The sequence below is a fragment of the Ignisphaera cupida genome (genome assembly GCF_030186535.1).
Classification (GTDB): domain Archaea; phylum Thermoproteota; class Thermoprotei_A; order Sulfolobales; family Ignisphaeraceae; genus Ignisphaera; species Ignisphaera cupida.
The window spans coordinates 16480-42688 of the sequence record NZ_JASNVW010000008.1 but is presented as its reverse complement, the minus strand read 5'-3'; the positions used below and the strand labels follow the sequence as shown (position 1 = coordinate 42688).

The following is a 26209-nucleotide window of genomic DNA, read 5'->3' as shown; positions in this document are numbered from 1 at the left end:
TAAAAACATTACCTTTTATGCAAAACCTTTTTAGGGTCTTTAACAAAAACTATGAGAATCCATATGAGGATTGCTATCAAAAGCATTGAAAAGCCTAGTACAGCAGCATCAACTGATATCTCCATAAACTCTCCACCCTCTGTGAAATAACCATATAGATGATCAATGAAAACCATTATTGTTGCACCCCACAAAATCATAGACAAGTACTTATATCCATAGACGTCGTTCTCAGCCTTGCTGTACCACAGCATAGTTGATATTGCAGCTGCGTAGGCCAGTATCAAAAGCCACATAAAAACACCAAAAGCTTTTATACTAGGTGCAGAATAAAAATTTTTGGTGTGCACAACATGGCATGCTTCCTAGCACCAACAGCTTTAGCCATAATAGTTTCAATAGCGAGAAGAGTGTTTAAGGGTATTAGCCAAAAACTTAACCTAGGACTTTTAGAGGCAATGCTATGGGGAGGAGCAATACTACTAGCATTTGAGCATCTATGGCATGGAGAGATAACTCCATGGCCACCATTCCTCACAGCAATGAAGACTCCAGAAGAATGGGCAACAGCACTACATGAAATAGCTGTAGCTGGAACAGCAATGAGTGTTGCAGTTGTTGCCATGTGGAGCGGTATAATCCTGGTTCAGAAATACTTGGCCAAGGTTCCAGAAGTAAAGAGAATTGCTGTTGAGAAGCAAATTACGAAAACAGCGCGGTAAGCTTTATCACTGAAAGCCTCATTAAAACAACCATCAACAATATTCATTTTTAATTCATTGTTATTAAACGAAATTTATTTTGCGTATCCTACGCTATAATGAAACATGTTAACTAATGTCTAAGCATTTACTTGGCACATTCTCTAATCCAGCTAGCTTTATTCCAGCCATGAGAGATGCTTCTACTGTTAATGCTCTAAGATCTTCTTTCTCTAATCCCCTAGGCGATGTCTTTCCAGCAAGCTGTGTGAACATGCAAAGCTCTTTTATCATTGAATGTAAAAGATTTTCTACGGCTTTAGCAGTCTTCTCTATATCTAGTCTCTTCCTCAGAGCAGGGTTTTGCGTTGCTATTCCATAGAGGCATCTACCCGTGTTGCAAAGACCACACATAGTGCATCCCATGGCAACCAAAACCGGAGTTCCAATGGCAACAGCATCAGCTCCAAGAGCTACGAGCTCAGCTATGTCAGCACTGCACATGTTACAAGTCCTCCTCTTTAAAATACTTACCTATCAGAGTTGTTAATGCAAACATGTTTAACAAATTCTTATTATGTATTTATGTATAGAAATGTATAGAGATGTTTAATAGTTTATGTATGTAAATATCTCCACTGGTGATGGGTATGACTGTAACTTCCTAACCTCCTCTCTTTTCAGCTCTATATATGTCTCTATTAATTCATTTGAATAGATGGGTTTTAGCCACTCGTTATCTGTTTCCAGCTCATCTAATGCCTCGTCCAATGATCTTGGAAGCTCTTTTATTCCAAGCTCTTTTCTTCTACGCGGATCCATTTTATACACGTTCTCGTCTACCGGATCCCCAGGATCTATTTTCTTCTTGACTCCATCCAAGCCTGCTAACACAATTGCTGAAAGTGCTAGATATGGATTTGCTGTTGGGTCTGGTGGTCTATATTCTATTCTCTTAGAATTGTTGTTGAACTTGTGGTATGCAGGAACTCTTATAGCAGCACTTCTATTTGCCTTGCTCCACACCAAATAGACTGGAGCTTCATAGCCTGGAACAAGCCTCTTATAACTGTTTACAGTTGGGCTTACAATTGCTGATAATGCTCTTCCATGCTCTATCAAACCTCCTATGAAATATCTTGCATACTGGCTTAACCCAGCATACTCGTCGCTTGGGTCATAGAATAGATTCTCCCCATTTCTCCAAATACTTACATGAACATGCATACCAGATCCATTGTCTCCGTAGAGAGGTTTTGGCATGAATGTTGCTATATATCCCTCTTTACTAGCAATAGCCTTAACAACATATTTCACTGTCTGAACTGCATCAGCAGTACTGGTAACATCACCACCTCTGAAGTTTATTTCGTGTTGAGAAGCACCTGCAACTTCATGGTGAAACACCTCAACTGCTATACCAAAGAAGTTTTCTAAAGTTTCTCCAATGCTTTTCTTCAGCTTCTCAAACTTGTCATTTGGGTAGGTGACGTAGTAACCCTCCTTTAGCGCATTGAATGGTGCTGAGGATATCCAGTGACCCTCCGAACTCGAAATTTCAACAATTTGTTTCCAAGTATCTATAGCAACTGTAACTTTATCAAATATGAAGAATTCTAGCTCTGGCGAAACAAAAGCTTTCAAGTCGTTGCTTTTAAGCATTGAGTCTAAAGCTTCAGCAGCGTATCTAGGATCCTTTGGGAATCTGGCATCACCTCTATACACAGCGCAAATCATTCTACCAACTCCATCAAGCCATGGAATAACAGCAAAAGTTTCTTTAATAGGCTTTAAATTAAGATCACTTTCCTCAATACCTGTAAACCCTTTAACACTACTTCCATCAAGTTTTCCAAGACCATTCTCAAAAGCTTCATGAGTTAACAATCTTCTTGACACAGTAACTTGGCGTAAAATACCTACAACATCCGTAAATTGTAGATTCACCCACTTCACTTTAAGCTTATCCATCTTCTCAATAACATCCTCACTCATCATGCTTTACCTTATTACAACCCATTTATACAGCTCTAAATATATTTTTACCTGTAAAAAACAAGTAAAACATGTTTCAACATATTTTCAATTGTTTTAAGGAATCATGCTGAACAAGTGTAGCAAAATCATTGCTATTACATGAACATTTGTACACAAATAATCACAATCTTAATAGCTAGAGTGTTGCTGAGTTTCTGAGAAAAATTAGCTTCTCTGTCTATAAAAATCTTGTTGAAAATGAAACTAATTGATTTTTAACATAGCAAAACTAACAACACATTTTTAGACCTTGTTTTATGAAAATTATATTGGAGTTGAGCAGCAATGAGCTGGGCACCATTCAAAGAATTTGACACTGTTATCATAGTTAATTTTGGTGGTCAATATGCTCATTTGATAGCTAGAAGAGTTAGAGAGCTTAGAGTTTATAGCGAAATTGTTAACTATACGGAGTTTTCCATGGATGTTGTTGAAAGTGTTAAGCCAAAGGCGGTGATTCTTTCAGGTGGTCCAAGCAGTTTAGTATCCTCTCCCAATCCTCCAATGATTGGCAATTGGATTTTAGATGTTGGCATACCTGTTCTCGGTATTTGCTATGGTCACCAGCTTTTGGCTTATCTAATTGGTGGTAGAATTGAGAGGGGTGTTGGCGAATATGGCAAAACAAATATAGAGATTGTTAATAGTGATGAGCTGTTTAGTGGCTGGGGTAAGAGGGAATATGTTTGGATGTCTCACAGTGACTATGTTGCTGATATACCCAGGGAAAAAGCTGTTGTATTGGCAAAATCAGTTGAAACAGGCTATATAGCGGCATTCAAACTTGTTGATAAGCCTGTCTATGGTGTGCAGTTTCATCCAGAAGTTTCTCACACTCCAAAGGGTAGAAAGCTTATAGAGAATTTTGTTGTTGGTATTGCAAAAGCTAAGCAAACCTGGAGCCCGGGTAACATAGTTGAGAAAATAGTAAGCGATATTAGATCGATGGTTGGGGAAGATGAGAAGGTTTTGTGTGCTGTAAGTGGGGGGATAGACTCAACAGTAACTGCAATGCTTTTAAGAAAAGCTATTGGCGATAGACTTGTTGCTGTGTTTGTTAATCATGGGCTTTTGAGAGAAGGTGAAGATGTTGAAGTTCTCAACACACTCAAAAAACTGGGTATAAATCCTATATACATAGATGCTTCACAAACATTTCTAAATGCTCTCAAAGGTGTTAAAGACTGTGAGGAGAAGAGGAAGATAATTGGAGAGCTATTCGCAAAAATATTCAAGGATATTGCGGAAAGCGATAAAAACATAAAGTGGCTTGCCCAGGGAACAACATATCCAGATGTTATTGAGAGTGGAGCTGTTGTTGGAGCAGATAAAATCAAAAGTCATCACAATGTTGCTGGATTACCCAAGTGGTTGAATCTAAGGGTTTTAGAGCCTATCAAATATCTCTACAAAGATGAGGTTAGAGCACTTGCAATAGAGCTTGGAGTTCCTAGGGAATGGGCATTGAGACACCCATTCCCGGGACCTGGACTAGCTGTTAGAATAATTGGTGAAGTAACTGAAGAGAAGCTGGGGATTGTTAGAAAAGCCTCGAAGATTGTTGAGGAGGAGCTTAGGAAGGAGGGTCTTTACCAAGACATTTGGCAAGCTTTTGCTGTTGTTGGGGATGATAAGTGGGTTGGTGTAAAGGGTGATAAGAGGCAGCTAGGCTACATAGTAACAATAAGAATTGTTGTAAGCGAAGATGGCATGACAGCAGACTGGTTTAAAGCATCTTTGGAGCTTCTTGAGAGAATCTCCAATAGGATAACTCGTGAAATACCTGATGTAACCATGGTCACATATGCAATATCGTCAAAGCCACCATCAACTATAGAGCCTTGCTGAAAACAAAGCTTTATTACTCTAAAACATTTTAGCATGTTAAGCACTATCCAGATTTTGCAGCAATAAAAATACACTTAACTGCTATTTTCAGTAGGTGTGTGCATGCTTTACGAGATTTATAGTGGTGTTTATGGAGTTGATGACCTTCCTGTAGCATATTTTGTGTCTAGTGATTTAAAGGCGCTGGTTGTTGCTGATATTCATCTCGGTTTTGAGGAGTACATGGCTACAAAAGGAGTTTATGTTCCAAGAATGCAGCTAAGCAAGGCAATTGATATTATTGAAAAAGCTTTAAACACTGTGAATGCAGATACTCTAATTATTGTTGGTGATGTTAAGCATCTTTTTGATAAGCTTGGTAGAAGAGAGTCTAGAGATTTGCACGAATTTCTTGTTTATGTTAAGAAAAAGTTTGGTAGAGTAGTTCTTGTTAGAGGTAATCATGACAACTTCATATATTCTCTTTCCCAAAGATATGGAATAGAGTTTTACGAATCTATCAAAGTGGGAAACACTTTGTTTGTTCATGGCCACAAAAACATTGATTTAGAAAACAGCTTCCATCTTCTGATTATGGGTCATGAGCATCCAAGTATCGTGTTGAAAGATCCGATAACAGATGCTGTAACAAAGCTTCAATGCTTTCTAAAAATACCACTTCAAAATGGCTCAACAGCAATTGTCTTGCCTGCAGCAGGTGCTTATCAAAGTGGGACATCTGTTTCAACATCTACTGAAAGCTACCTATCCCCAATAATAAGAGGTTATGGTGTTTTGAAAGAGGCTAAGCCATTTGCAATTGTTGAGAATGAGGGTTTGTTTGAACTTCCAACACTTTCTGCTATTGAGGATCTTCTTGCAATGTTCTAGTCTTTGCCATGAATTTAAAAAGAGCTTATAAACCCGGTAAAGAGTATATAAGCCTAAGTTTAAAAATTTGGATTGAGAGTGAGATTATTTCATCTCTAGATTCCTACTATAAACAATTTTATGAGAAGTATCTCCTAGATCTAAACAATCCATTTATAAATGTGAAAGTTGAAAACATAGTTGCAACAGTGTCCATAGGACAAAACATAGATTTGGACTACTTGGACAAGGTGCTTCCCAACGTTGAGTATGACCCAGAGCAGTTTCCAGGTCTTGTACTTAGACTAGATAATCCAAAGGTTACAGCACTTGTGTTTAGATCTGGTAGAATGGTTGTTACAGGTGCTAAAAGCACTCCAATGCTTATCAGAGCTGTGAAGAAAATAATAAAAATGCTTCTCAAATACTATGTAACAATAACATCGAAACCAAGAATACAAATACAAAACATTGTTGCATCTGCAAACATAGGTTCTGAGGTTATGCTGGAAAAAGTTGCGTTTCTACTTGAAAACACCATGTATGAACCAGAGCAGTTCCCAGGGCTAATATACAGAATGAGTGATCCCCATGTTGTTTTGCTGATTTTCAGTAGTGGAAAAATGGTTATTACTGGTGCTAAAAGCGAGGATGAGGTGTTTCTAGCTGTTAGAAATGTGTATACAAAGCTTAAGGATCTTGGTTGTTTGAGAGAGGTGAAGAGGGAAGAGGAGATCATTAGTGAAGAGCTAGAAAGTATAGAAAGTGGGAGAGGTAGAAGAAAACTAACTTTGAAGGATTTAGAGATATAATCTACTTTTTGTTGAGATACGAACCCCAAATAGCAACAGCGTCAATATCCATTCCACTAACTTTTTCGCTTACCAAATCAATTTTTGCTGCAGCTGGTATTGGAACCCATTCACCAAGCAAAATAGCTTCACCAACATTTAAACCAGGTAGTTCCTCCATAACATCCTGCATAACAGGTTCACAATATCTAGCAACATATGCTTGGTCTTCTGGATGAACAATTCTGAGAATTGCTAAGTTGCCTAGTTGACTAAGAATTGTTGGATCAAGTCCTCTGGGTCTTTGAGATACCACCACAAGCCCCAGTCCAAATTTTCTACCCTCTCTAACAACTAGTGAAGCACTAGATTTTGTAGATGTTTCATCGTCTGCTGGTAGAAACACATGAGCTTCTTCTATAACTGCTATTAGGGGTGTTGGAAAACCTTTTTCACCATTGCTCCACACACTTGCTTTTCTAGCCTCTAAAAGTCTTGAGAGCCAATGTGCTATAACAGCATCTGCATGATTTAAGTGAAGCTCGCTTAAATCAACAACGTTTATAGAGCCAATAGCTATTCTCTCTATAACATCACCTGTATCCTCCTTCAGCACCTTCTTCAAAAAACCTTCGTAAACATTTAGAGAATCCAAAACTTTTTGAGCTGAAGCACCATATCTTGCTATTCTACCTTGTACACATCTCTTCATAGAGTTGAAAAACTCTTTAGCAGAACCAAAATCTGTTGAATCTAAACACTCCTTTAAAACCATTCTCTGCCTAGTTGCATTTCTCGGAATATTCAATAGCCTTGCAAGCTCATCTAATGTAAGTTTGAGGGGATCTAGAACAGGTTTTATCAAAACAATGTTTTTAAGCGATGTGTACTCGCCATGATAATCAAAAATAACTATGGTTCCACCAAGCTCCTCAACTCTTTTAGCTATTAAGGCAACAAGATTGCTTTTCCCCATACCGGTCATCGCAAGTATGCCTAAATGCCTAGAAACAATCTTGTTTATATTGACCTTAACCTCCACTTCAGGTTCTCTCAAAAGAACTCCAACACCAACATAATTACGTTTTCTTGGGCTAAAAACAGATTCAAGAACTGTTTTAGGTGCTTTATAAACCTCTGTCCCTGGTGGAGGAGGTATAGAGGGTATCTGAAGCTTATAGCCATCACTATTTACAGAGCCAAGAATCTTCACAACACCTCTGTGATAAAAGAGCCTTTCACCAACTCTAACACTTTTAACAAGTCTCTCAACATCTCTTGGATCAATAAGATCTCTTGATATAATAGTGCTTCCAGTAATTGATGTTGCAACAAATGCTAATACCCTATACCCATGGTACTCCATGTAAAGATACTCACCCATTGCAAGAGGTCTAAAAGCCAGAATCTCTGCTTTGTATGGCTTAGACTCTCCAACAACATAGCCAACAACCTCATACTCTACAGAATTCTTAAACTCAACAAGTTTTTGAAAAGTCATTGCATCACCTACAGAGGCTCTCTATCATAGGGGTCAGAGGAAATGCCAAGAACAATAGCAACCCTATCAACATCATCATAACTAATACGCGCTATTTGATCTGCTCTCATAAGTGGGTAGGGGTAGCCAGCAACAATATATGACGATAAAGTGTTTATCAAATGCCTAATTCTCTGCTCCACATCCTCACCTTTTTCACTAACAAACTCAACTCTGTATATTCTGGAGAAGGGCTCAAATCTAACATAAGACATGTATATTGTGCTGCTCAACCCTGTTACATTCTTGATTGTGTGGCTAAAGGTTTTAGCAGCAGCTGCAATACCTATGTGCCTAGACTTTGTGAGATCCAGTGGCTTTGTATATCCAGGTAAGCCATCAGTGTATCTTTCAAAGTAGTATATATCCCCTTTAACAAGTCCAAGAACATCTTTTGCTGTTGAATTCTTTGAAATAAACACTATTTTGCTTGGGTATAGAGAAAGTGTTATTAGGAAATTGTTTAGAGAATCCTTAATATTCATATTTTTTGATTGTAACAATTCCCCACCTCCATCAAGCAATGCTCTTCTAATCTTGGAGAATACAGCTATTAAACTCCCATCAACTAAAACAATGTCGAAATTATTAACAAGATTGCATACAGAATCCATTTCTCTTATAGTTGAAAGAAGGGATAGCTCATAGTCTATATTGCTACTAGATGTAACATCTATATCCACAACACCACTGCTAGACTCGCTTCCATCAACATCAATAGCAACCCAAACAGTGTTTTGAATGTATAGAGCATACCCCCTAAACTCTCTATAGTTATAGCCACTATCAATTGCTGAAACTCTGAATCTTTTCTGATATGGATTTTGAAAAGCTTTAAAGAAAATCCACTGAGACTTAACATTCTTAGCTACATCAAAGCTTATTACCTCATCAACTTTACTTCTAATAATGCCAAAACTTGTAAGCACAAGGTCTAGAGCTTGTGAAAGCACATTTATCAGCCATGGTAATATTTGCGAGTTACTACTGTAGTATCTTAATCGAGTAGAAGGTTATAAAGGAGAGAGATAGCCGAAAATATATGAGGTGTGTTGAAAGTGCAGATAATTGAATGTGGCAAAGAATGTGTTGATACTGTTAGAAACATTTTCATGAATTATATGGGGTGGTACCACTCATACTTTGCATCAACATGCGTAGAAATAGGTTTATGCAGAGCACTAGTAGCACTAAACAACAATACTGAAATAGGGGCTATAGTATTTTACGAAGCCTCAACCTATCCAATTAAACTAGCTGCAATGTACTATATAGCTGTTGTTGAAGAGTATAGAGGAATGGGTGTAGGAAAAGCTCTTGTATCATCAGTTGAGTATTTACTGGAAAACAGACTGTATATAGCAACTACACAAAGAAGTAATTTTCCATCGAGAAAAATGTTTAGGGATTTGGGCTATATTGAAATACCTTTTGAGCATCTTAGTGAGGATGTAGCTGAATTTGTTGAGAAAATTACTTGCTCCTATGAAGACGACATTGTTTTGTATAAAGGAGCTATAAACTTAGAGTATATCGCATCGCAAAACATAAACAAAGTTGTTGCAGATTACATATGGAGAGAGCTGTGCTACAAGCCATGGAAAATGCTTAGAAAAATCCACTAATCTGCAATTTTAGATTGGCTAAAATGATAAAAGCTTTTGTCGATATAAATATTAAAGGACAAGTACCTTAACCCCTAGTTTTCGTGCAATTCTCGCTTGATTTTCATCACATGTTACAAGCTCCAAACCTTTCTCCATGGCAAATACTATGAAAAGTGAATCGTATATAGTTAAACCATTTTCCATAGCTATCTCAAACGCTCTACTTAGATACTTCTCCTCATATTCAATAGGAATGGGCTTTTCCTCAGTAATATCCCTAAGAATTGTTTTAGCAACTTCAAAATTCATTTCCCCTCTACGAACCTTCTTCCACAAGGCATTTGCAAGCTCCTTAACAGCAAGATCTAGTGAGATAACACCTTGAAGCATTATTTCCCTAACCTTCTCCCAATTTTCTTCACGACTAAAATACCTAACCCAAAGCAGAAGAGTCAATGACTCTCACGATCCCCCCTCACAGATTCTACTGAAAAACCCTTCTCACTAGGCTTTACACTATCTAGCAACCTATCCCATTTATCAATGTATTTCCTCATCTTAACCTTAATATAGAGTTCTTCCAGAAATCTTCTAATCTCCTCAGACACATCTATACCACTTTCCTCTAAAAACTTCTTAACATCTTCCCTAACTCTAACACTTATCACAACACTCACTACTTACACCATAAACAATACATAGCTACAAAATATATAAACATTTTAGGTCTACATATTCGTAGATGAGCTTTAGAAAAATATTCGTAGCAACTCTAACAAATTTTGCCGTATACATTTACTCTGAAAACAGTTTGAAACTTCTCAACACATTTCAAAATCATCAATGCTAAGTGTTCTAAGCTTCGACATATCCTAAATATTATATTAATCCCCATAAATCTATAGCTATGATAAGAATGGTATTGACAAGTTGATAATAGCTGTTTTAGTGAATATAGATTTTTTGAAAAATGATTTACTTAGCCTTGGTTCTGACTCAGCTTGAGAAGTTTTTCAACTGCTTCTAAAAATCTTTCCTTATCTAAATTAATTATGTACTCTCCTCTCTGGGCATATTCAAAAACCTCTTTATGCATTTTAATTAAGCTCTCAACGCAATCAAAATCTGTGATACATATCTGTGGATCTATATAGAAAAAGTTTTCAATCCACGTCATCGATAACATTAATAATTTTTCAGATTCTGTTGAATCTTTAATATTAATGCATAGCACATTGTATTTTAGACATATCTCTTTAGCTACATCCAGTAGTGTTTGAATACTACTTTGACTCAAAGCTCTTTTCGCCCTAATTAAACCTCTCTAATTAGATTTATCACGTCTAAAACTTTTAAATTTTTCACATATAAATTTTTTACATAAAGCCTTTTTCTTAAATTCAAATCTCAAAAATTAAATCTCAATAAAGTCGTTAGCATTTCTAATATTTTCAGCAAACTTAATTAAACTGATTATGATATCTTCGATGAAATTTTTCCACTTTGTTTGTATTTTAAAGTATTTCTCCAAATATTTTGTTGATTCAGGTGGTATTTCATCTGAATAGTTCATACTAAGTTTCTTCACAATTTCATAATCTTTTGACATGTAAATCACAGGCTCAACAGGTGCTATCCAAATGCCTTTTTGCTTAGCCTTTATCAAAGCCTCTAAAACTTTTCTATCACTTGCATCATCTCTAAGCTCCATTAGTGCTGCATAGTGATGGTCTATGTAGTGCATAGCTAAAACAGCTTTTATATCATTGTCTTTTTTGCATGTGTATAACCCATATTCTGATGAATCTGGTAATACTGTGTGTGCTTCTTCCTCAATTACACATCCAAGCTTCTTGAGGTATTCGAAAAGATGTAGACCATTTCTAGCATTTATAAAGGATATTAGCATGCTCTTCACAAAAGTAAGCATTGTTGCAGAGGGTTTAAGTCTATGTCTGCAAAAATGGTTGATGTTAGTGGTAAACCAGATGTTTTTAGAGAAGCTGTTGCAATGGGGTGTATAAAGCTTAGAAAAGAAACTATTGATAGGATTAGGAGTGGTGGGGTTGAGAAAGGAGATGTTTTAACAGCTTCATCAATAGTTGCAATATCTTCTGCAAAACTAGCTCATATCCTACTGCCCTTCTGTCACCCAATAAAAATAGATTATGTGGAGCCAAGGATTTGGCTAGAAGATGAGAGACTCTGTATAGAGGTACTGGTTAAAGCACGTGAGAGAACAGGTGCTGAAATGGAGGCATTGACAGCTGTTTCAATTGCTCTTCTAAATGTTTGGGACATGGTTAAAAAGTATGAAAAGAATGAGAATGGGCAATATCCATACACAGCTATAGAGTTTATTAGAGTTGTTGAAAAGTTGAAAAAAGATGTTGAAAAATATTGAATTGGTTTATGAGCTACTTTTTAGGTTTATAGAATGGATGCTCAACAGTATCTTTCTTAGCTAGAATCTCATCAATTTTTGGTTCTCCAGCCATGGCCCTCTTAATAGCTAGTTTTGTAGCCTCATAATTGTATTTAAACACTTTGTCAGGGTCTTTAGCTGCTGGATGAACAAAGACTCCACATATTATAACAACATCTTCAACAATATCCTTTGGAATCACACCTTCTGCAACAGAATCTGCAACAGCTTTTGCAACAGCATATTGAGCAGCTCCAAAGACAAGCTCAGCTTGTTTAAGATTCTTTATAGTTACCTTTGGAACAAGCAAAGTAACTGGCTTTACCAGTAGATTCGGGGTTAGCACAGCAAAGAGTTTTGTATGCCCATATGTTTGATGTGCTAAGCCAAATGCAAATCCTATTCCAGCAGGCCCATCCTTATCGCCAATTATCAAATCTATGTGGGCAATCTCAGGTTCTTCACCAACTAGAGCTTCTCCAAATCTTATACCGATTTTGGGCATGGGTTCACCCTAGAATACTATAACCTCTTTTTGAATAAAAATCTATAGTTTAATTGCTTTAATTACTAAATTATCTTATTGGATAGATAAAGTCCCCAGGGTCTCCTATGTAGAGTCTGTATTTTTGCATACCACTTCCATACTCTAGAAGCTCTACAGAACCTCTGGCCAATGCAACTTCACCTTTTTTAGCAATTTCGTTGAATCTTCCCCTAAGACTGTAAACCTCTTCAACATTAGTCTTAACACCACTTACAACGTCTTCAACATGCACTTTGTATCTGCATGGAGTGTAAATTGCTTGTGAGTCATCTTCAATTCTAAGCCTTAGTGTTGCTACACCAATTTTTCTACATTTGTAAACACCGTAAACATCATCTTTATCAGGTTCTTTAACTAGTCTAACAAAGTATTCTCTTCCTTTGAAGAAGCCCTCCAAAACCCTTCTAGACTCTACCTCAACAAATTTTTCAAATGGTATTGGTGTTTCAGCAATTCTCTCTCTGTAGAGTTTGTGAAGAGATTCTCTAGAGTATTTGGAGAAACCCAAATTACAATCATTAATCGCATCACTCAAAAATCTATACATTTTAATGGAGTCTTCAAAGCCATAAACAACAATATCAATATCAGAATCACTTTTATGTAACCCAGCTAACACAGAACCTGAAACACCAATGTTTCTAACACCCCCAATTTCAGAAGCTAGCACTAGAAAATCTCTAATATCATTAATAACACTATCAACAACTCTTGTAGAATTCAAAATCTCCTTAGCTTTTTCAACTGGATTCAAAACCATTTCAACATCGCTTAGAGGAATCATTGGAACAGATCTACAGAAATAATCATCATACACAATATAGTGTGGATAATGCTTCTTAACATAATCCATTTCAGCATCAACACCGGGAATCTTCAAGTATCTAAATCCAGAGCTGTGAACTCTATCACCACTAGGGCTAGGAACATACTTTGGAAAAGCAACCAGCTTTTTCGGTGGATGTGAAACACCCTTGGCATAGAAAATAGACTTGTCTTTCAAAATCATGTAAAACCCTTCAACAATGTCAAACACCATTTTAAACACCTTCCACAATTCGCTTAGTGCTTTCAATTTCACTTAATGAATTTAGGGTATTAGTTTTTCATAGCACTTGTGATTAAAAACTAGTTGTAATCTAAGTTATAACCCATGTTGAACACAATATAGAAGGTTTTTAGGCTTGCAACATGGCTGTAGAGCCTATCATGTAGTGATGCTTATGTGGGGAATCATAGCAATAGTAACAGCATCTCTTTTGTGGAGTTTCAACCCAGCTGTTATATCGAGGTATGGTAGAGCTATTAAGCCATTAACCTTCACAGGTATTAGAGCTTCAATAGCTTTAATACCTTTGCTTCCCCTGCTTTTCTCTAGGAACACAAGTTTAGAGCTTGATTTACTTGCATGGATTGTTATTGCATTGTCAGCAATAATTGGGCCTGGTATAGGGGATTCTCTATATGCTTTATCAATTAAGACAATAGGCGGTTCACTAGCTGTTACAATAAGCTATACATATATTTTCTTCACTCAAATATTTTCTCGTATTCTAGCTAATGAGATTGTGGGTTTGAAAACAGTTGCTGGAGCCTTCATAGCTTTTATGGGTATAGCAATTAGTGTTTCTGGCAAAGAGCATAGCAAAGTTGTTGGTGTAAAGGAGATGAGTATTGGATTTTTAGCAGGTCTTGGAACAGCTGTTGCATGGGGGCTGGGAACAGTATTGGTTAAAATAAGTCTTCGCTATATTCCGGATGTGGTAGTTCTTACGGCAGTTAGGCTAATAATAATAGCCTTGTCTTTGCTGCTAGTTGGCTATGGTGTTGAGGGTTGGTATAGCAAAGAGCTTGTGGGAGATGTGATGAAAGCTGCTACAATAACAGGTGTTCTGGGGTGGACCATAGGAATGTATCTATACATATATGCAATTAGTGTAATGGGTGCATCACTAGCTGCTATAGCAACAGCTTTAACACCGGTTATATCACAAATTACAACAAAAACAATATCACATGAAAAAATATCGATGAGAAACATTGCAGGATCAATTGCTGTGACATTGGGTGTTGCAATAACATATTTATGAATTATGCGTATAGAAATGGGCTAGATGCAAATAGAGCAAAGCGTTGTCATGTTTTTGCAATGAAGTGTTCCATTATCTGTTGGTAAAATGGGAAGAGAATAATCATTAAAATGTTTAGTGCAAGAGCTGCGCCAATTGAAATTAAAGGTGTTTTTACATGGTTTTTCGATTTACTACTACTACCAGCAAAAATAAATGTTGTTAGCACTAATACAGATGCTTTTAATATCAATAGCATTAAAAAGGATACACCAATTAATGTGCTTGCTGCAAGTAGTCCTAAACTCATGTAAAACTCAGCCCAGAAGGAAATAAATGGTGGCATCCCAGCTAATCCAAGCATTGAAACTGCAAATACAAATTTTAAAAATCCATTCTCTGAATCTACCTTCTGAAGTTCCCTAATATCTGCAGTTGAGTAAAGTTTTTTCAGTACACTAACCAATATAAAGACAAAATCTTTGCACCTGGAATAATATTTGAAATATCTGGCATCACTGGTTTTTCCCTTGCTTATTCTAACTGATAGATGTTGCACCTTCCCTTGCAAATTGCTTAAATGATAAATTAGCTCAATATATGTTTTTCTATCCATAGCTGTAATCGTTATGAGATGGTTAAATCCCTGATGCATAAACTTTTCTATTTCCTCACCAAGGCTCTCCGCATTAACATAGATCTTACTCGATATTATTCCACTACCCACTGCTTTTCACACCTGCTAATTTAGCTAAAGCCTCTAGAAGAACCCCTGGATGAGCTGGGCAACCAGGTATTTTCACATCGACAGGAATAACTTTATCCACTCCACCAATAACATTATAACCCCCATCAAAAACCCCTCCAGAGCAAGCACATGTGCCAAACGCAATAACCTTCTTTGGCTCAGGTATTTGCTCATATATGATTCTAAGTGGGCGAACTGTTAAAGTTGTAATAGGCCCTTTAACAACCAAAACATCAGCATGTCTAGGACTAGAAACTAGTTGAACACCCGGCCTCTCAACATCGTATTTAGGAGTTAAGGCAGCAACAAACTCTATATCACATCCATTGCATCCACCCGAGTTGAAGTGGTAAACCCAAAATGCTTTTTCGTCTAAAGTAACTCATTTAATCACTCCCATAATCATTTAACTGCTGATGAACAATTTTAGTCAGAGATACTTCCTATTCCAAAAAAGGCTAAAAGTGTTGGATTATAATCACAAAGATCAGTACTACTTACATTGTTCCATTATTTTTCACCTATTACTACAAACAATACTTTAATGAGTAATTTACTTGAATAAGATTTTCAGCAAAACTTATTAAATCAAAATTAGTTATGAAACTTGGAATTGCAAAAATGTCTAATCCATTCAAAATTTTGGCAAGTATTCCAGCTCCTACCAAAGGACCTTTTCAACCATCTTGGGATTCATTAAAGGGATACAAAGCACCTAAGTGGTTTACCGATTCAAAGTTTGGTATATTCATTCACTGGGGTGCTTACTCTGTTCCTGCTTTTGGAAATGAGTGGTACCCAAGAAACATGTATGATCCTTCTAGACCAGAGTACGAGTATCATATAAAGAACTTTGGGCCTCACACAGAATTTGGATACAAAGACTTTATTCCAATGTTTACAGCTGAGAATTGGGATCCTGATGAATGGGCAAAAACATTTGAAAGAGCTGGTGCAAAATTTGTTGTTCTTGTTGCTGAGCATCATGATGGTTTTGCTCTTTGGGATTCCAGCTACACAAGGTGGTGTGCAGCTAGAATTGGTCCTAAGAGAGATATTGTGAAGGAGCTTAAGCTAGCTGTTGAGAATAGGGGGCTAATATTTGGTGTATCGTATCACAGAGCTGAGCACTGGTGGTTTTTCGAGACAGGAACAAGAATAGAGTCTGATGTTAAAGACCCGAAGTACTTTGATCTCTATGGTCCTGCAAAACCAGCTTCTTTAGATCCTAGAGCTCCTCCATCGCCAAACAATGTTCCTCCAGATCAAAGCTTTTTAATGGACTGGCTTCTAAGAATTGTTGAAGTTGTTGAGAAGTACAGACCTTGGATAGTGTATTTTGATTGGTGGATAGCAAACCCAGCTTTTGAGCCATATCTCCAAGCATTTGCAGCATACTACTACAACAGATGTGAGAGCTGGGGCATAGAACCTGTTATAGTCTATAAGCATGGTGCTTTCAAAGACGGTACAGCTGTGCCTGACTTGGCTGAGAGAGGCACTGTTGAAACTCTTCAGGAATATCCATGGCTAGCAGACACATCTGTTGACTATAGGTCGTGGGGCTATATAAAGAATGCTGAGTACAAAACACCAGAAACAATAGTACAGCACATGATAGATGTTGTTAGTAAAAACGGTGTGTTTCTACTAAACATAGGGCCTAAACCAGATGGAACAATACCAGAAGAGCAAAAGAGAATTCTCTTTAGAATTGGGGATTGGCTTGAAACATATGGAGAAGCAGTCTATGGCTCAAAACCATGGAAATCATTTGGTGAAGGACCAACAAAAGTTGAGGGCGGATTCTTCACAGAGAGAAAACTTATTTTCACAGGTAGTGACATAAGGTATACAGCTAAGCATGCATATCCGCTAAAGGAGATAGTATATGCAACTATACTGGGTGAGCCACAGCAAGAGTTTTCACTAAAGCTTTTCAAGCAAGTTGATGGACACATTATCCATGTTGATATACCAAATTTTGAAGGTAAAATTGATTGGAGCATGACTGAGGATGGGCTGAGAGTGAAAATACCAAGTGTTGCAAGAATGAAGAAACCTGTAGTTCTAAGAATTCTAATTAGCGAAGGATAAACAAAAGATTTTTTTCTAGTTAACAGTTTTGGTAATGGTGTTTAATGCCAAAGCTAATAGGCAAAACAGTGAATAGATACTACATCTATATTGATGATATTCCTCTTGTTGGTCACATAGCATTTGGTGTTATTGATAGAGGAACAAATGTTTTGCAGATAAGACCAACAACTATATGCCCATATAACTGTATTTTTTGTAGTGTTGACGCAGGTCCAAAATCTGTTCATAGGCAATCTGAGTACGTTGTTGATTGGAGGCATTTGGTTAAGTGGGCAAAGCATGTTAGAGATGTTAAAGGTGATGTTCTAGAAGCTCTTATTGATGGTGTTGGTGAGCCTCCCACACATCCAAGAATTGTTGACATTGTTGCAGAGCTCAAGAAGATTTTTCCGAGGGTGGCCATGGAGAGTAGGGGGTATACATTAACAAAAAACCTTATAGACTCTCTAGACAATGCTGGTTTAGATAGACTGAATATAAGCATAGATTCTCTAGATCCTCAAAAGAGTAGAATGCTTCAAGGCGTATCCTGGTACAATCCGGAGAAGGTTATGGAGATTGTTGAGTACATTGTTAAAAATACTAAAATAGATGTTCACCTAACACCTGTTTGGATTCCAGGAGTAAACGATGAGGATATCGAGAAAATTATTGAGTGGGGTCTTAGGGTAGGTGTTGGAAAGGTTTTTCCACCTTTTGGTATTCAAAAGTATGAGATTCACAAGTATGGTAGAAAGATTCCAGGTGTGAAAGATGTTTCTTGGAGTGTGTTTAGAAAGTTTCTTGAGCGTTTGGAGAAAAAATATGGTGTTAATCTATACTATAAGAAGCTTGACTTTGGTATAAAACCTGCAAAGAGATATCCAATAAAGTATAGAAAAGGCGATGCATTAGAAGTTATAATTGTTTCTCCTGGTTGGCTAAGGAATGAGGTTATAGCTGTTGACAAAGATTTTGATACAACAATAACTGTTGCTGGTATTCAGTGGGTTGAAAACATTGCTGGTAAAAAGCTGAGGGTAGAGATTATATCTAATGAGGATGGTATATACATTGCAAAGCCATTGAAATCTGAGGTTAGAATCCATAATAGTTTTGGTGACCACTATTTAAAAATTGTTTAAGTGTTGAAATTAATTTGAGTAGGAGCTGCTATGAGTAGTAGCCTATGTGTTTTATGTAGAGGCACAAAATACCTTTGTGGCAAAGCATATTGCCCTATTCTTGCAAAGACTAGGGTATTATATAAAGTTGCTAAGGTTTCTGATGAGCTCTTCGGCTCTTCTCCTCCATCCATTTTTGTTGGGAGAATTGGTTATCCAACTGTTTTTGCAGGTCCCATGGCCCCTATGGAAACTGGGGAAACATCTATTTATGATTTTCCAGAGTTGTGGGTTTCTAAGCCAATTGATGATATAGTTTCTATGAGGCTTGGCCTATTTCTTGGTAGGAAAACTGTTAGTGTTAAAAATGTTGATGACAGATTTGTTCAAGATCTTCAGCAACTTGTTCTTGTTTTGAGACCTGTTGATATTGAGATGAAGTTTGCTAAAAAACCAACTGGTTTCAGCTTTAGTGAGTATGAGCCTCCAATGGGGCCTAGAGCACCTATTGAGAAACTGAAAATAGTTTCAATGCCTTCAACAGCCAGAGTCGTTGAGAGGGTGTATAGCGATGTTGATGTATCAGCAACTGATGCTGTTATCGAGCTTTACAGAGGTGGTGTTCCTGTTTCGCAAATACAGAAAATTTTTAGTGTTGGAGCACTGGGTAATGCTAAGAGAAGAAGGCTTGTGCCAACTAGATGGGCTATAACAGCTGTTGATGATATCATCTCAAAGCATTTGATAAACGAGAGAATAAGATTCTTCAAGCATTTGAGCGAAATACAAGTTTTTGTGAGGATGTATGCAAAGAACTTGTTTATATCCATACTTGTTCCTGGTGAGTGGAGCTTTGAGTGGATGGAGGCGTGGTTTCCCAACTCGACATGGAACCCAGGTGGTGTGGAAGTGGCTATTGAGGGTGACTACGAGTTTTTCAAACCAAGAGAGGATTATGCTTCTATAGGTGGATGTTACTATGCATCGAGACTAGCAACAGCTGAGTATCTCAATAAAATATCTAGACAAGCTATAGCAATTGTTTTGAGAGAGATATACCCAGGATTCGACATACCAATTGGTGTTTGGTTTGTTAGAGAGCAGCTAAGAGCAATGTATAGTCAGCAACCATATAGAGTTAGCAGTTTGGAGGAAGCACTCAAAATAGTTGATAAATACTCTGCTCTAGGTTCTAAAACATGGGTTAAAAAGTCAAGGCTTTTAACATTTTTATTGAAAAATAAAAAACTGGATTTATACTTCAATTTCAGATAATCATAAAAGCTTTTGGCTTAGACCTTTTTGGCTGCTCTCTCAAGGAATTTTCTAGCCTCCTCAGCCTCCTCTCTCGGGATTTCTCTATGACAGAACCACCAGTCAAAGCACTGATACTTCATCAATCTCTCTTGCGCCTCTGAAACTGTTGTTGCTGGTGGTACAATAGCTCTTTCACCAACTATCTCATTGTTTGGCCAGTTAGCAGGTAGGGCAACACCATACTTATCGCTTACTTGAAGCACTTTTAATAGTCTAAGAATCTCATCTATGTTTCTACCAGCTTCAGCTGGATAGTATAACATTGCTCTTATAACACCATTTGGATCAACTATAAACACAGCTCTAATGGTGTGTGTTCCTCCAATAGGAAACATGTTAAGTTTTGAAGCAACCTCCCCAGTTGGATCAGCTATTATTGGAAACGGTATTTCTACACCAAGTTTTTCCTTTATCCACTCAACCCATTTAATATGAGCAAAAGTGCTATCAACACTTAAGCCCAAAAGCTCTGCATTAAGTTTTTTGAAATCCTCATACCTCTTAGTAAAAGCAACAAATTCTGTTGTACACACTGGTGTGAAGTCTGCTGGGTGACTGAATAGCACAAGCCACTTACCCTTGTAGTCATCTGGTAGCTTCTTTGGACCATGGTTTGTTACAACAACCATTTCTGGAAATTTCATTCCGATTTGAAGAGCGGTTTTAATTTCCATATTTTGCACCTCTAAAATATTATTTTGGTTCTTTGAAAAATAAATTTTTCTATAGTGAAAAACTAAATGAATATTTAAAACTTTTTACATAGGCAAATTTTTAACGGATCAACGTAATTAGAAAAACTATATTTGAACAAAAACTTCTTCTAATTTGCTTATATGCGGAATTTTTATGTTTATGAATTGCAAGAGCTTGTCTATGTTTTTGCGATCAATGTATTCATTGTATTGGTATATACTCAAAGCCTTCTTTAGCAAGCTTATTTCTATTCCTGTTGTGGTGGAGTACCAATCGAGGAATTTTTCAGGTTCTTTTCTGAAATCGTTCATCGCTTTTCTATAAATATTTGCAATCTTGTCTACTGTTTCCAGAGGTATGCTATTCGATATTGCCAGTGTGCAACAGTGTTTGATTTCCTCAAATTCAAAACAATCAGCAATCATTTTAGTGCTGAGCTTCTCTATTTCATGTGTTATTGGATGCCATGCAACAATATATTTCGCACTTTTCTTTTTCACAATTTCTATTGGTTGCTGTGGATTGCTAAAGTACACAACATTTCTTGTGTCAATAACTTTCTTCTCGGTTGCAACAGCTCTACACAAATCCATTGTAGACATTTCACTAGAAGCTACAGCATCACCTACACCACTACTCACTTCATATATGAATCCACCACCACTTGCACCACCACCAACAATTTTAAAACTCTTTAGAATTGGGTACAGGTAAAGCTGTGTAATAAGAGGACTCAAAACAGCGTCTACCTCACCAAGAGCAAGCGAAACTGTTGCTGAAACAGCATTTGGATACACCTTCACATCCAAATCCATTGAAAGAACATTTCTAAGCAACTTGGCGAAATGCCCAAGAAAAAGATACTCACTTGACCAAACAACACCTATAACAAGTTTCTTGCCATGGAATCTATTTGAAAACGGCTTAGCAAGCCTAACAATGTATGTGTTACCAATTCTTATTCTGTAAACAACACCTCTTTCCTCAAGTTCTCTCAGAACAATGCTTATATACGATTTTGAAACAGGTAAGGCTCTATATAAAAACGATTGTGGAACACCATCTGGATGCCTAGACAAAATGTCTAGAACACTTTTGTAAATACTCATGCTACACAGCCTCAACTTTCAATTCCATTTTTGGATTCTAATCTCTGTTCTATTGGATGGGGTTTTCCATTGACGAATCCTAAAACACTCACTACAATTTATGCTAAGTTGAGTATAAAATCTTTTTAGCTATTTGCTTATTATTGTACATTGATGATGAAAGAGGTCGCGGATTGAACTAATAATGATGTGCGTCATACGCTCTGAATACAAAGTGTCAATTCATCAACATAGCATTACTTCTTAGAAAATCAGAATACGGCTGTTCTATCATCCACTAATCAATCTGACGTGCACTCATCATCTTAATACTGATGCAAAAAACTTTATTTTTCATAGAAAAAGTTGCTAGTTTTCAGATTTATCTCCCTTTATGAAAAAGTCAAGTATTTTCAACTCTATAAAATACTTTCTTGTAACTGTGAATGAAAATACGTGTAGAGAAGATTGTGGAAGTTGATTTGAGGAATCTACCATCTATATGCAATTCGCGTCCAGTAGCTGTTTTAGTGAATAGTTTACATAAATTGTTTAAAGATGGTGTTGAGGAGTGCATGTTTTTCAATGTTGGTGATATACCAAAAAATGTTGTAAGATTTACTAGAAGAATCATTGAATAAGTTGTTAGCTAATCTGAAATTGTTTATGGATTAACCAATACTATGCATGGTACTCAAAAACTTTAAAAATGTAGCTTTTCAAGAGCAATGCATTTTGAGGTGGTTTCATGGTTGAGAAGAGACTTTTGTATATAGTGGTTGGGGCTTTAGCTATGCTTATTGGTAGTTGGAGAATGAATATATCCATCTTCTATCGACATCTAATGAGCTACTACAACATTGGTACAATAACTGTGTTGACAATTGGATTCACAATATCGGCTTTTGTATCCATTTTCTCATCATATTTCCTTGGCTTTGTATATGATAGAAAAGGTATTTCCACTGTACTATACATTGGTGTGATTACACAGCTTTTTTCATCGATTATTATTTATTTAATGAGGTTTTATCCCTGGAGTTTTGCTGCGTGGCTGTGGTATATAGGTAATGGAGTTGCTGGTTTGGGGTTTCCATCGTTAATGCTAAGCATAAACCCCATGATAATGAGGATTTTCTCTAGAAGACTAGACATAGCACTAGCAATTATTCAAAGCAGCAGCTACCTGGCCTTAACACTTTGGTCACCAATAATAACAAAGCTAGTTAGCTTCATGGATGTTTTCACAGTGTTTCTGATTCTCTCAATAGTATCTGTAGCACCAATGATTTTATGCATTAAAATCTGTGGTGATTTCAGTAATGTTCAAAAACGTAAACAAAACAAAATAGAGTATGGTGATTCAATTCCAAAACTCTTCATATTACTGCTAATTCCAATATTTTTCATAGCTCTTTCATCAACAATGCTTCTACAGTTCATAGCACAAATAGTAACAGATTTTTATAAAATGTTTGGTATAGAAGAGTCTACTGCATTGCAGCATCACACACCTTTTGCTATAAGCGTTTCTGGTGTTTTTCAAACCCTAGGGGCTTTCACATGGGGATTCATAGCAATGCACATAGGAGCTTTAAAAACACTTCCACTTCTCTATTTCTTCGAGGCAACAACAATGTTTACAGCAATTGAATTATCTAAACATAGTCTAGAAACTGCTATTGCAATGCTTTGGCTAAGGTTTTTCGCATTTGGTGGAGAACCAGTTACGCACATGCTTCTAATACCAACACTCTTTGGCCAGGAAAACATTGGAAAACTGCTGGGAATGCAAACATCAGTTGTTATGACATCTCTTGTTATAGGGCCAGTAATAGGTGGTTTAGCAAGAGACTTAACAGGCTCCTTCATAACCACAGCATATCTATCAGCATTGCTTTCATTAGTAGCATTCGTAGCAGCTCTACTCATAGTGATTGTACAACACCTTAAATTTTATTCTCGGTTAAATTAATGAGAATTCGATGAATTAATGACTATTGTTAAAGTTTTCATTGAATTCTTCGCTAATTGAAATATTTATTAACTCTGTCATACATAGATTGAGATCCAGCAGATGGAATTGATGAAATTAATTCGTGTCTTCAGGGCTTGGCCATGAAATTGTTGAGAATTATTGCTTTAATCATTGCTTTTTCCACATTAACAAGTTCTGTCGCAACCATTTTAGAAGGCTCCAAATCTTCGGAAGCTGTGTTGGTAGATTTTAGCATGTCTGTTGATGGCGGGGCACTAACATTTTTTCAAAGAGTTTTGAATGAGGTTGGGAATAGAATTATTATTTTGAGAATTAATAGCTATGGGGGGTACTTGACTATAGCTGATGAGATTGTTAATATGATTATTGATGGAAATGTCACATGCTATGCGTGGATTCCTCCAGGTGGCTACGCAGTTTCAGCAGCCTCCATGATTGCATTGGCATGTAGAGGTATTTTCATGGGTTCTGGTGCTGTTATTGGCGATGCTATTCCTGCTCCATATGATAAGAAGATTGTTGAGTATGTTGCTGCTAGATTCAGGTCTCTTGCTCAAAGACTTTTCAGCAACAATGAGACTCTTGCTAGCATTGCTGAAGCCATGGTTAGAGAGGGAAAGACTCTAACAACTGATGAGGCTATATCAATTGGGTTTGCAAAGAAAGCTAATTCCATAAATGATGTTGAAAAATTTATTGGAGCATCTATTACAAGTCGATTGGAGCCTAGCCTATGGGATAGACTGGTTTCTGTAGCTTCTCTTCCAATTATATCAGCTGTTTTTCTAGTTGCTGGCGCAATTCTAATAATTGCTGAGATTCTCACAACTGGTTTTCAGGGATATGCAATAGCAGGTGCAATCCTAATAGCAATAGCCTTAAGTTCTATGCGGCTCATACCCCCAGACATAGTAGCGTTAACACTGCTGCTTTCAGGTGTGGTGCTAATAGCTATAGAAATGTTTACACCTGGTTTCGGGGTTTTTGGAGTTGGTGGAGCAGTATTGCTTGTAGCTGGTGCTGCATATCAACTCTATTTAGTGCCACCACAGCTGCGCACACAATTGGTTTACACAGTTGTTGGAGGAATAGCTGTTTTATCATCGGTAATGGTTTTCATAGCCTATAAAGCTGTTGAGGTATCTAGAATGAGAAGACCTTCTATTGAGCAACAGCTTCTATCATCAATTGGTGTTGCCAAGACAAGTATTGGGGAGTTGGAGCCTGGTGTTGTATATGTGTTGGGTGAGGAGTGGACAGCTTACTCTGTTAAGGGATCTATACCAGCAGGTTCGAAGGTGAGAGTGGTTAGAGTTGATGGTTTAAAGCTTTATGTGGAGAGTGTTGAGCAGAAAGAGATATAAGGTCGAGGTCTAGAAGTCTAAGGTTGGTGTGTTCAGAATGGATGTTGCTTCAATGATACTACTCATAATTTTTCTAATAATTATTGCAGCTATTATAGCATCTAGAGTAAGGGTTGTGCCAGAGTATAGAAGACTTGTTGTGTTTAGGCTTGGGAGACTTGTTGGTGTGAAGGGACCTGGGATAGTATTTCTCTTGCCAATAATAGACACTGGGATTTCAATAGATTTAAGAGAGTTTGTTATTGACATACCACCACAAACATGTATAACAAAAGACAATGCACCTGTAGATGTTGATTTGCTTGTCTATATGAAGATATTTGATCCTGTAAAAGCTGTTACAGCAGTTCAAAACTATGTTACGGCAGCAACTGGAATAGCAATAACAACTCTAAGAGCAATTGTGGGAGATATGCTTTTAGATGATGTTTTAGCGAGAAGAGAGTACATAAATTCAACTCTTAGAGCAAGACTTGATGAAGTTACTGATAGATGGGGAATAAAAGTAACATCGGTAGAGATAAAGGAGATAAAGCCTCCTAAGGAAGTTCAAGAAGCAATGATAAAGCAAATGGCTGCAGAAAGAAATAGAAGAGCAATGATAGCTGAGGCTGATGGCAAAAGAACAGCAGCTATTTTGGAGGCTGAGGGCCAGAGAGAGGCTATGATAAAGAAGGGTGAGGGTGAGAAGCAATATCAAATACTTGTTGCTGAGGGCAGGGCAAAAGCACTTGAGCTAATAAATGAGGCAGCTGCAAAGCTTGGATCAAATGCTATTTTGCTTCAATACCTGGAGGCGTTGAAATCAATAGCAGAAGCACCATCAACAAAAATAGTTATACCATTGGAGCTTTTAACAACATTAACACGTATTGTTGGAAAAAGTGAGCAAAGAGAATAGGATTTTTGTATACTTGGCAAATTGCATTAATTGGCAAACAGAGTTTTTGTTTCATAACAAAGAAAGAGGTGTTAAATGAAAAATGTGTAGTGTATTTGGAAAGATGGTTGCTAGCCCCACTTACCCTTCTTCATATGTGTTTCAAGTTCAGCCATAATCTTTTGAATTGTTGTTAATGCAAACTCTTTCTCCTCATTAGCTATTTTAACACATGGTGGATCTAAGTTATCTTGGATAATCTCCTCAGCAACAGCTAAAAGTTCTCTTAGAAGTGTTAATGCCTTCATGTGTAAATAGTTTGTTTTTCTAGACCTTAAAACGAGTTGTGCTTCTTGATCAGATAACTGCTTGAATTGCTCCTTTGGAGCACCGCACTTTGGGCATTTATCTGGTGGTTGAGGTCCTTCATACACAAATCCACATACTTGACATTTCCAAAGTGGCATGTCAACCACAATAAAGAATTTTGTTATCACTTA

At 37.1% G+C, this 26209-nt stretch carries 30 protein-coding genes; 14 read left to right on the top strand and 16 right to left on the bottom strand.

Going from position 1 to position 26209, the window contains the following annotated elements:
• Positions 1 to 8 precede the first annotated feature (8 nt).
• On the bottom strand, positions 9 to 296 hold the full coding sequence (locus QPL79_RS08730) for a hypothetical protein (protein WP_285274431.1): 288 nt from the start codon (positions 294 to 296) through the stop codon (positions 9 to 11).
• A gap of 57 nt (positions 297 to 353) precedes the next feature.
• On the opposite strand from QPL79_RS08730, the gene QPL79_RS08725 reads away from it, so the two are divergent.
• Entirely contained in the window at positions 354 to 722 is a 369-nt protein-coding gene (locus QPL79_RS08725; protein WP_285274430.1) for a hypothetical protein, read from the top strand.
• Positions 723 to 830: 108 nt separating this feature from the next.
• Here the strand turns inward: QPL79_RS08725 and QPL79_RS08720 are convergent, their stop codons facing one another.
• A complete protein-coding gene (locus QPL79_RS08720) occupies positions 831 to 1205 on the bottom strand; it encodes a glutamate synthase-related protein (protein ID WP_285274429.1) in 375 nt (124 codons plus the stop codon).
• Between the two features lie 105 nt (positions 1206 to 1310).
• Positions 1311 to 2696: a type I glutamate--ammonia ligase gene (gene glnA, locus QPL79_RS08715; protein ID WP_438839358.1), complete on the bottom strand. Its 1386-nt coding sequence runs from the start codon at positions 2694 to 2696 to the stop codon at positions 1311 to 1313.
• Positions 2697 to 3023: 327 nt separating this feature from the next.
• Here glnA and guaA point away from each other — a divergent pair, with 327 nt between their 5' ends.
• The 3 genes from guaA to QPL79_RS08700 all read left to right on the top strand — a co-directional run bounded on the left by guaA (position 3024) and on the right by QPL79_RS08700 (position 6247).
• Positions 3024 to 4586 carry a glutamine-hydrolyzing GMP synthase gene (gene guaA, locus QPL79_RS08710; protein WP_285274427.1) on the top strand — a complete coding sequence of 521 codons (1563 nt, stop codon included), beginning with the start codon at positions 3024 to 3026 and terminating at the stop codon, positions 4584 to 4586.
• Positions 4587 to 4688: 102 nt separating this feature from the next.
• Positions 4689 to 5456 carry a metallophosphoesterase gene (locus QPL79_RS08705; RefSeq protein ID WP_285274426.1) on the top strand — a complete coding sequence of 256 codons (768 nt, stop codon included), beginning with the start codon at positions 4689 to 4691 and terminating at the stop codon, positions 5454 to 5456.
• Between the two features lie 161 nt (positions 5457 to 5617).
• A complete protein-coding gene (locus QPL79_RS08700; RefSeq protein WP_350309105.1) occupies positions 5618 to 6247 on the top strand; it encodes a TATA-box-binding protein in 630 nt (209 codons plus the stop codon).
• A 1-nt stretch (position 6248) separates the two neighbouring features.
• Here the strand turns inward: QPL79_RS08700 and QPL79_RS08695 are convergent, their stop codons facing one another.
• Positions 6249 to 7727 (bottom strand): ATP-binding protein, encoded by a 1479-nt coding sequence (locus tag QPL79_RS08695; protein ID WP_285274425.1) that lies wholly within the window; start codon positions 7725 to 7727, stop codon positions 6249 to 6251.
• Positions 7728 to 7735: 8 nt separating this feature from the next.
• Positions 7736 to 8719, bottom strand: coding sequence for a DNA double-strand break repair nuclease NurA (locus tag QPL79_RS08690; protein ID WP_285274424.1), 984 nt, complete (start codon positions 8717 to 8719; stop codon positions 7736 to 7738).
• Between the two features lie 105 nt (positions 8720 to 8824).
• Here QPL79_RS08690 and QPL79_RS08685 point away from each other — a divergent pair, with 105 nt between their 5' ends.
• Complete coding sequence (locus QPL79_RS08685; protein WP_285274423.1) at positions 8825 to 9391, top strand: GNAT family N-acetyltransferase; 567 nt, start codon at positions 8825 to 8827, stop codon at positions 9389 to 9391.
• 51 nt (positions 9392 to 9442) lie between these two features.
• Here the strand turns inward: QPL79_RS08685 and QPL79_RS08680 are convergent, their stop codons facing one another.
• From QPL79_RS08680 to QPL79_RS08665, 4 genes are all read right to left on the bottom strand, one after another.
• Positions 9443 to 9829 carry a type II toxin-antitoxin system VapC family toxin gene (locus tag QPL79_RS08680; protein ID WP_285274422.1) on the bottom strand — a complete coding sequence of 129 codons (387 nt, stop codon included), beginning with the start codon at positions 9827 to 9829 and terminating at the stop codon, positions 9443 to 9445.
• The gene (gene vapB, locus QPL79_RS08675; protein WP_285274421.1) at positions 9826 to 10050 is read right to left on the bottom strand and encodes a type II toxin-antitoxin system VapB family antitoxin; all 225 of its coding nucleotides are present in this window, start codon (positions 10048 to 10050) and stop codon (positions 9826 to 9828) included. Before vapB ends, QPL79_RS08680 begins: the two co-directional genes overlap by 4 nt.
• 302 nt (positions 10051 to 10352) lie before the next feature.
• Positions 10353 to 10670 (bottom strand): hypothetical protein, encoded by a 318-nt coding sequence (locus QPL79_RS08670; RefSeq protein ID WP_285274420.1) that lies wholly within the window; start codon positions 10668 to 10670, stop codon positions 10353 to 10355.
• A 117-nt stretch (positions 10671 to 10787) separates the two neighbouring features.
• A complete protein-coding gene (locus QPL79_RS08665) occupies positions 10788 to 11282 on the bottom strand; it encodes a hypothetical protein (protein ID WP_285274419.1) in 495 nt (164 codons plus the stop codon).
• A 42-nt stretch (positions 11283 to 11324) separates the two neighbouring features.
• On the opposite strand from QPL79_RS08665, the gene moaC reads away from it, so the two are divergent.
• Positions 11325 to 11777 carry a cyclic pyranopterin monophosphate synthase MoaC gene (gene moaC / locus QPL79_RS08660; protein ID WP_285274418.1) on the top strand — a complete coding sequence of 151 codons (453 nt, stop codon included), beginning with the start codon at positions 11325 to 11327 and terminating at the stop codon, positions 11775 to 11777.
• A 13-nt stretch (positions 11778 to 11790) separates the two neighbouring features.
• On the opposite strand, the gene fae is transcribed toward moaC, so the two are convergent.
• Together fae and QPL79_RS08650 are read right to left on the bottom strand one after the other, a co-directional pair.
• Positions 11791 to 12303, bottom strand: a complete 513-nt coding sequence (gene fae, locus QPL79_RS08655) for a formaldehyde-activating enzyme (RefSeq protein WP_285274417.1) — start codon at positions 12301 to 12303, stop codon at positions 11791 to 11793.
• A gap of 70 nt (positions 12304 to 12373) precedes the next feature.
• Positions 12374 to 13384, bottom strand: a complete 1011-nt coding sequence (locus QPL79_RS08650) for a nucleotidyltransferase domain-containing protein (protein WP_285274416.1) — start codon at positions 13382 to 13384, stop codon at positions 12374 to 12376.
• 184 nt (positions 13385 to 13568) lie between these two features.
• Here QPL79_RS08650 and QPL79_RS08645 point away from each other — a divergent pair, with 184 nt between their 5' ends.
• The gene (locus QPL79_RS08645; RefSeq protein WP_285274415.1) at positions 13569 to 14435 is read left to right on the top strand and encodes a DMT family transporter; all 867 of its coding nucleotides are present in this window, start codon (positions 13569 to 13571) and stop codon (positions 14433 to 14435) included.
• Positions 14436 to 14481: 46 nt separating this feature from the next.
• Here the strand turns inward: QPL79_RS08645 and QPL79_RS08640 are convergent, their stop codons facing one another.
• Together QPL79_RS08640 and QPL79_RS08635 are read right to left on the bottom strand one after the other, a co-directional pair.
• Complete coding sequence (locus QPL79_RS08640) at positions 14482 to 15141, bottom strand: proton-conducting transporter transmembrane domain-containing protein (protein ID WP_285274414.1); 660 nt, start codon at positions 15139 to 15141, stop codon at positions 14482 to 14484.
• Positions 15134 to 15478, bottom strand: coding sequence for an NADH-quinone oxidoreductase subunit B family protein (locus QPL79_RS08635; RefSeq protein ID WP_285274440.1), 345 nt, complete (start codon positions 15476 to 15478; stop codon positions 15134 to 15136). Before QPL79_RS08635 ends, QPL79_RS08640 begins: the two co-directional genes overlap by 8 nt.
• 284 nt (positions 15479 to 15762) lie before the next feature.
• Here QPL79_RS08635 and QPL79_RS08630 point away from each other — a divergent pair, with 284 nt between their 5' ends.
• From QPL79_RS08630 to QPL79_RS08620, 3 genes are read left to right on the top strand one after another with little or no spacing between them, the layout of a single operon-like run.
• On the top strand, positions 15763 to 17259 hold the full coding sequence (locus tag QPL79_RS08630; RefSeq protein WP_285274413.1) for an alpha-L-fucosidase: 1497 nt from the start codon (positions 15763 to 15765) through the stop codon (positions 17257 to 17259).
• Between the two features lie 44 nt (positions 17260 to 17303).
• Complete coding sequence (locus QPL79_RS08625; protein ID WP_285274412.1) at positions 17304 to 18386, top strand: radical SAM protein; 1083 nt, start codon at positions 17304 to 17306, stop codon at positions 18384 to 18386.
• 30 nt (positions 18387 to 18416) lie between these two features.
• Positions 18417 to 19640, top strand: coding sequence for an Nre family DNA repair protein (locus QPL79_RS08620; protein ID WP_285274411.1), 1224 nt, complete (start codon positions 18417 to 18419; stop codon positions 19638 to 19640).
• A gap of 17 nt (positions 19641 to 19657) precedes the next feature.
• Here QPL79_RS08620 and QPL79_RS08615 read toward each other — a convergent pair whose 3' ends face one another.
• A complete protein-coding gene (locus QPL79_RS08615) occupies positions 19658 to 20356 on the bottom strand; it encodes a peroxiredoxin (protein WP_285274410.1) in 699 nt (232 codons plus the stop codon).
• Positions 20357 to 20482: 126 nt separating this feature from the next.
• On the bottom strand, positions 20483 to 21487 hold the full coding sequence (locus QPL79_RS08610) for a DUF7343 domain-containing protein (protein ID WP_285274409.1): 1005 nt from the start codon (positions 21485 to 21487) through the stop codon (positions 20483 to 20485).
• Positions 21488 to 21912: 425 nt separating this feature from the next.
• On the opposite strand from QPL79_RS08610, the gene QPL79_RS08605 reads away from it, so the two are divergent.
• The 4 genes from QPL79_RS08605 to QPL79_RS08590 all read left to right on the top strand — a co-directional run bounded on the left by QPL79_RS08605 (position 21913) and on the right by QPL79_RS08590 (position 25730).
• On the top strand, positions 21913 to 22107 hold the full coding sequence (locus tag QPL79_RS08605; RefSeq protein WP_285274408.1) for a hypothetical protein: 195 nt from the start codon (positions 21913 to 21915) through the stop codon (positions 22105 to 22107).
• A 107-nt stretch (positions 22108 to 22214) separates the two neighbouring features.
• On the top strand, positions 22215 to 23441 hold the full coding sequence (locus QPL79_RS08600; RefSeq protein WP_285274407.1) for an MFS transporter: 1227 nt from the start codon (positions 22215 to 22217) through the stop codon (positions 23439 to 23441).
• Positions 23442 to 23584: 143 nt separating this feature from the next.
• On the top strand, positions 23585 to 24829 hold the full coding sequence (locus QPL79_RS08595; RefSeq protein ID WP_285274406.1) for an NfeD family protein: 1245 nt from the start codon (positions 23585 to 23587) through the stop codon (positions 24827 to 24829).
• A gap of 37 nt (positions 24830 to 24866) precedes the next feature.
• Positions 24867 to 25730 carry an SPFH domain-containing protein gene (locus tag QPL79_RS08590; protein WP_285274405.1) on the top strand — a complete coding sequence of 288 codons (864 nt, stop codon included), beginning with the start codon at positions 24867 to 24869 and terminating at the stop codon, positions 25728 to 25730.
• Positions 25731 to 25840: 110 nt separating this feature from the next.
• Here the strand turns inward: QPL79_RS08590 and QPL79_RS08585 are convergent, their stop codons facing one another.
• A complete protein-coding gene (locus QPL79_RS08585) occupies positions 25841 to 26176 on the bottom strand; it encodes a rubredoxin-like domain-containing protein (RefSeq protein WP_285274404.1) in 336 nt (111 codons plus the stop codon).
• Positions 26177 to 26209: the final 33 nt, after the last annotated feature.

Coding starts and splice junctions, on each gene's coding strand:
- guaA (WP_285274427.1), top strand. CDS start 3,024: ATGAGCTGGGCACCATTCAAAGAATTTGACACTGTTATCATAGTTAAT.
- QPL79_RS08600 (WP_285274407.1), top strand. CDS start 22,215: ATGGTTGAGAAGAGACTTTTGTATATAGTGGTTGGGGCTTTAGCTATG.
- QPL79_RS08695 (WP_285274425.1), bottom strand. CDS start 7,727: ATGACTTTTCAAAAACTTGTTGAGTTTAAGAATTCTGTAGAGTATGAG.
- QPL79_RS08595 (WP_285274406.1), top strand. CDS start 23,585: ATGAAATTGTTGAGAATTATTGCTTTAATCATTGCTTTTTCCACATTA.
- QPL79_RS08625 (WP_285274412.1), top strand. CDS start 17,304: ATGCCAAAGCTAATAGGCAAAACAGTGAATAGATACTACATCTATATT.
- QPL79_RS08610 (WP_285274409.1), bottom strand. CDS start 21,487: ATGAGTATTTACAAAAGTGTTCTAGACATTTTGTCTAGGCATCCAGAT.
- QPL79_RS08645 (WP_285274415.1), top strand. CDS start 13,569: ATGTGGGGAATCATAGCAATAGTAACAGCATCTCTTTTGTGGAGTTTC.
- QPL79_RS08585 (WP_285274404.1), bottom strand. CDS start 26,176: ATGCCACTTTGGAAATGTCAAGTATGTGGATTTGTGTATGAAGGACCT.
- QPL79_RS08730 (WP_285274431.1), bottom strand. CDS start 296: ATGTGGCTTTTGATACTGGCCTACGCAGCTGCAATATCAACTATGCTG.
- QPL79_RS08665 (WP_285274419.1), bottom strand. CDS start 11,282: ATGCTAATATCCTTTATAAATGCTAGAAATGGTCTACATCTTTTCGAA.
- moaC (WP_285274418.1), top strand. CDS start 11,325: ATGTCTGCAAAAATGGTTGATGTTAGTGGTAAACCAGATGTTTTTAGA.
- QPL79_RS08720 (WP_285274429.1), bottom strand. CDS start 1,205: ATGTGCAGTGCTGACATAGCTGAGCTCGTAGCTCTTGGAGCTGATGCT.
- QPL79_RS08615 (WP_285274410.1), bottom strand. CDS start 20,356: ATGGAAATTAAAACCGCTCTTCAAATCGGAATGAAATTTCCAGAAATG.
- QPL79_RS08630 (WP_285274413.1), top strand. CDS start 15,763: ATGAAACTTGGAATTGCAAAAATGTCTAATCCATTCAAAATTTTGGCA.
- QPL79_RS08705 (WP_285274426.1), top strand. CDS start 4,689: ATGCTTTACGAGATTTATAGTGGTGTTTATGGAGTTGATGACCTTCCT.
- glnA (WP_438839358.1), bottom strand. CDS start 2,696: ATGAGTGAGGATGTTATTGAGAAGATGGATAAGCTTAAAGTGAAGTGG.
- QPL79_RS08725 (WP_285274430.1), top strand. CDS start 354: ATGGCATGCTTCCTAGCACCAACAGCTTTAGCCATAATAGTTTCAATA.
- QPL79_RS08590 (WP_285274405.1), top strand. CDS start 24,867: ATGGATGTTGCTTCAATGATACTACTCATAATTTTTCTAATAATTATT.
- QPL79_RS08650 (WP_285274416.1), bottom strand. CDS start 13,384: ATGGTGTTTGACATTGTTGAAGGGTTTTACATGATTTTGAAAGACAAG.
- fae (WP_285274417.1), bottom strand. CDS start 12,303: ATGCCCAAAATCGGTATAAGATTTGGAGAAGCTCTAGTTGGTGAAGAA.
- QPL79_RS08605 (WP_285274408.1), top strand. CDS start 21,913: ATGAAAATACGTGTAGAGAAGATTGTGGAAGTTGATTTGAGGAATCTA.
- QPL79_RS08620 (WP_285274411.1), top strand. CDS start 18,417: ATGAGTAGTAGCCTATGTGTTTTATGTAGAGGCACAAAATACCTTTGT.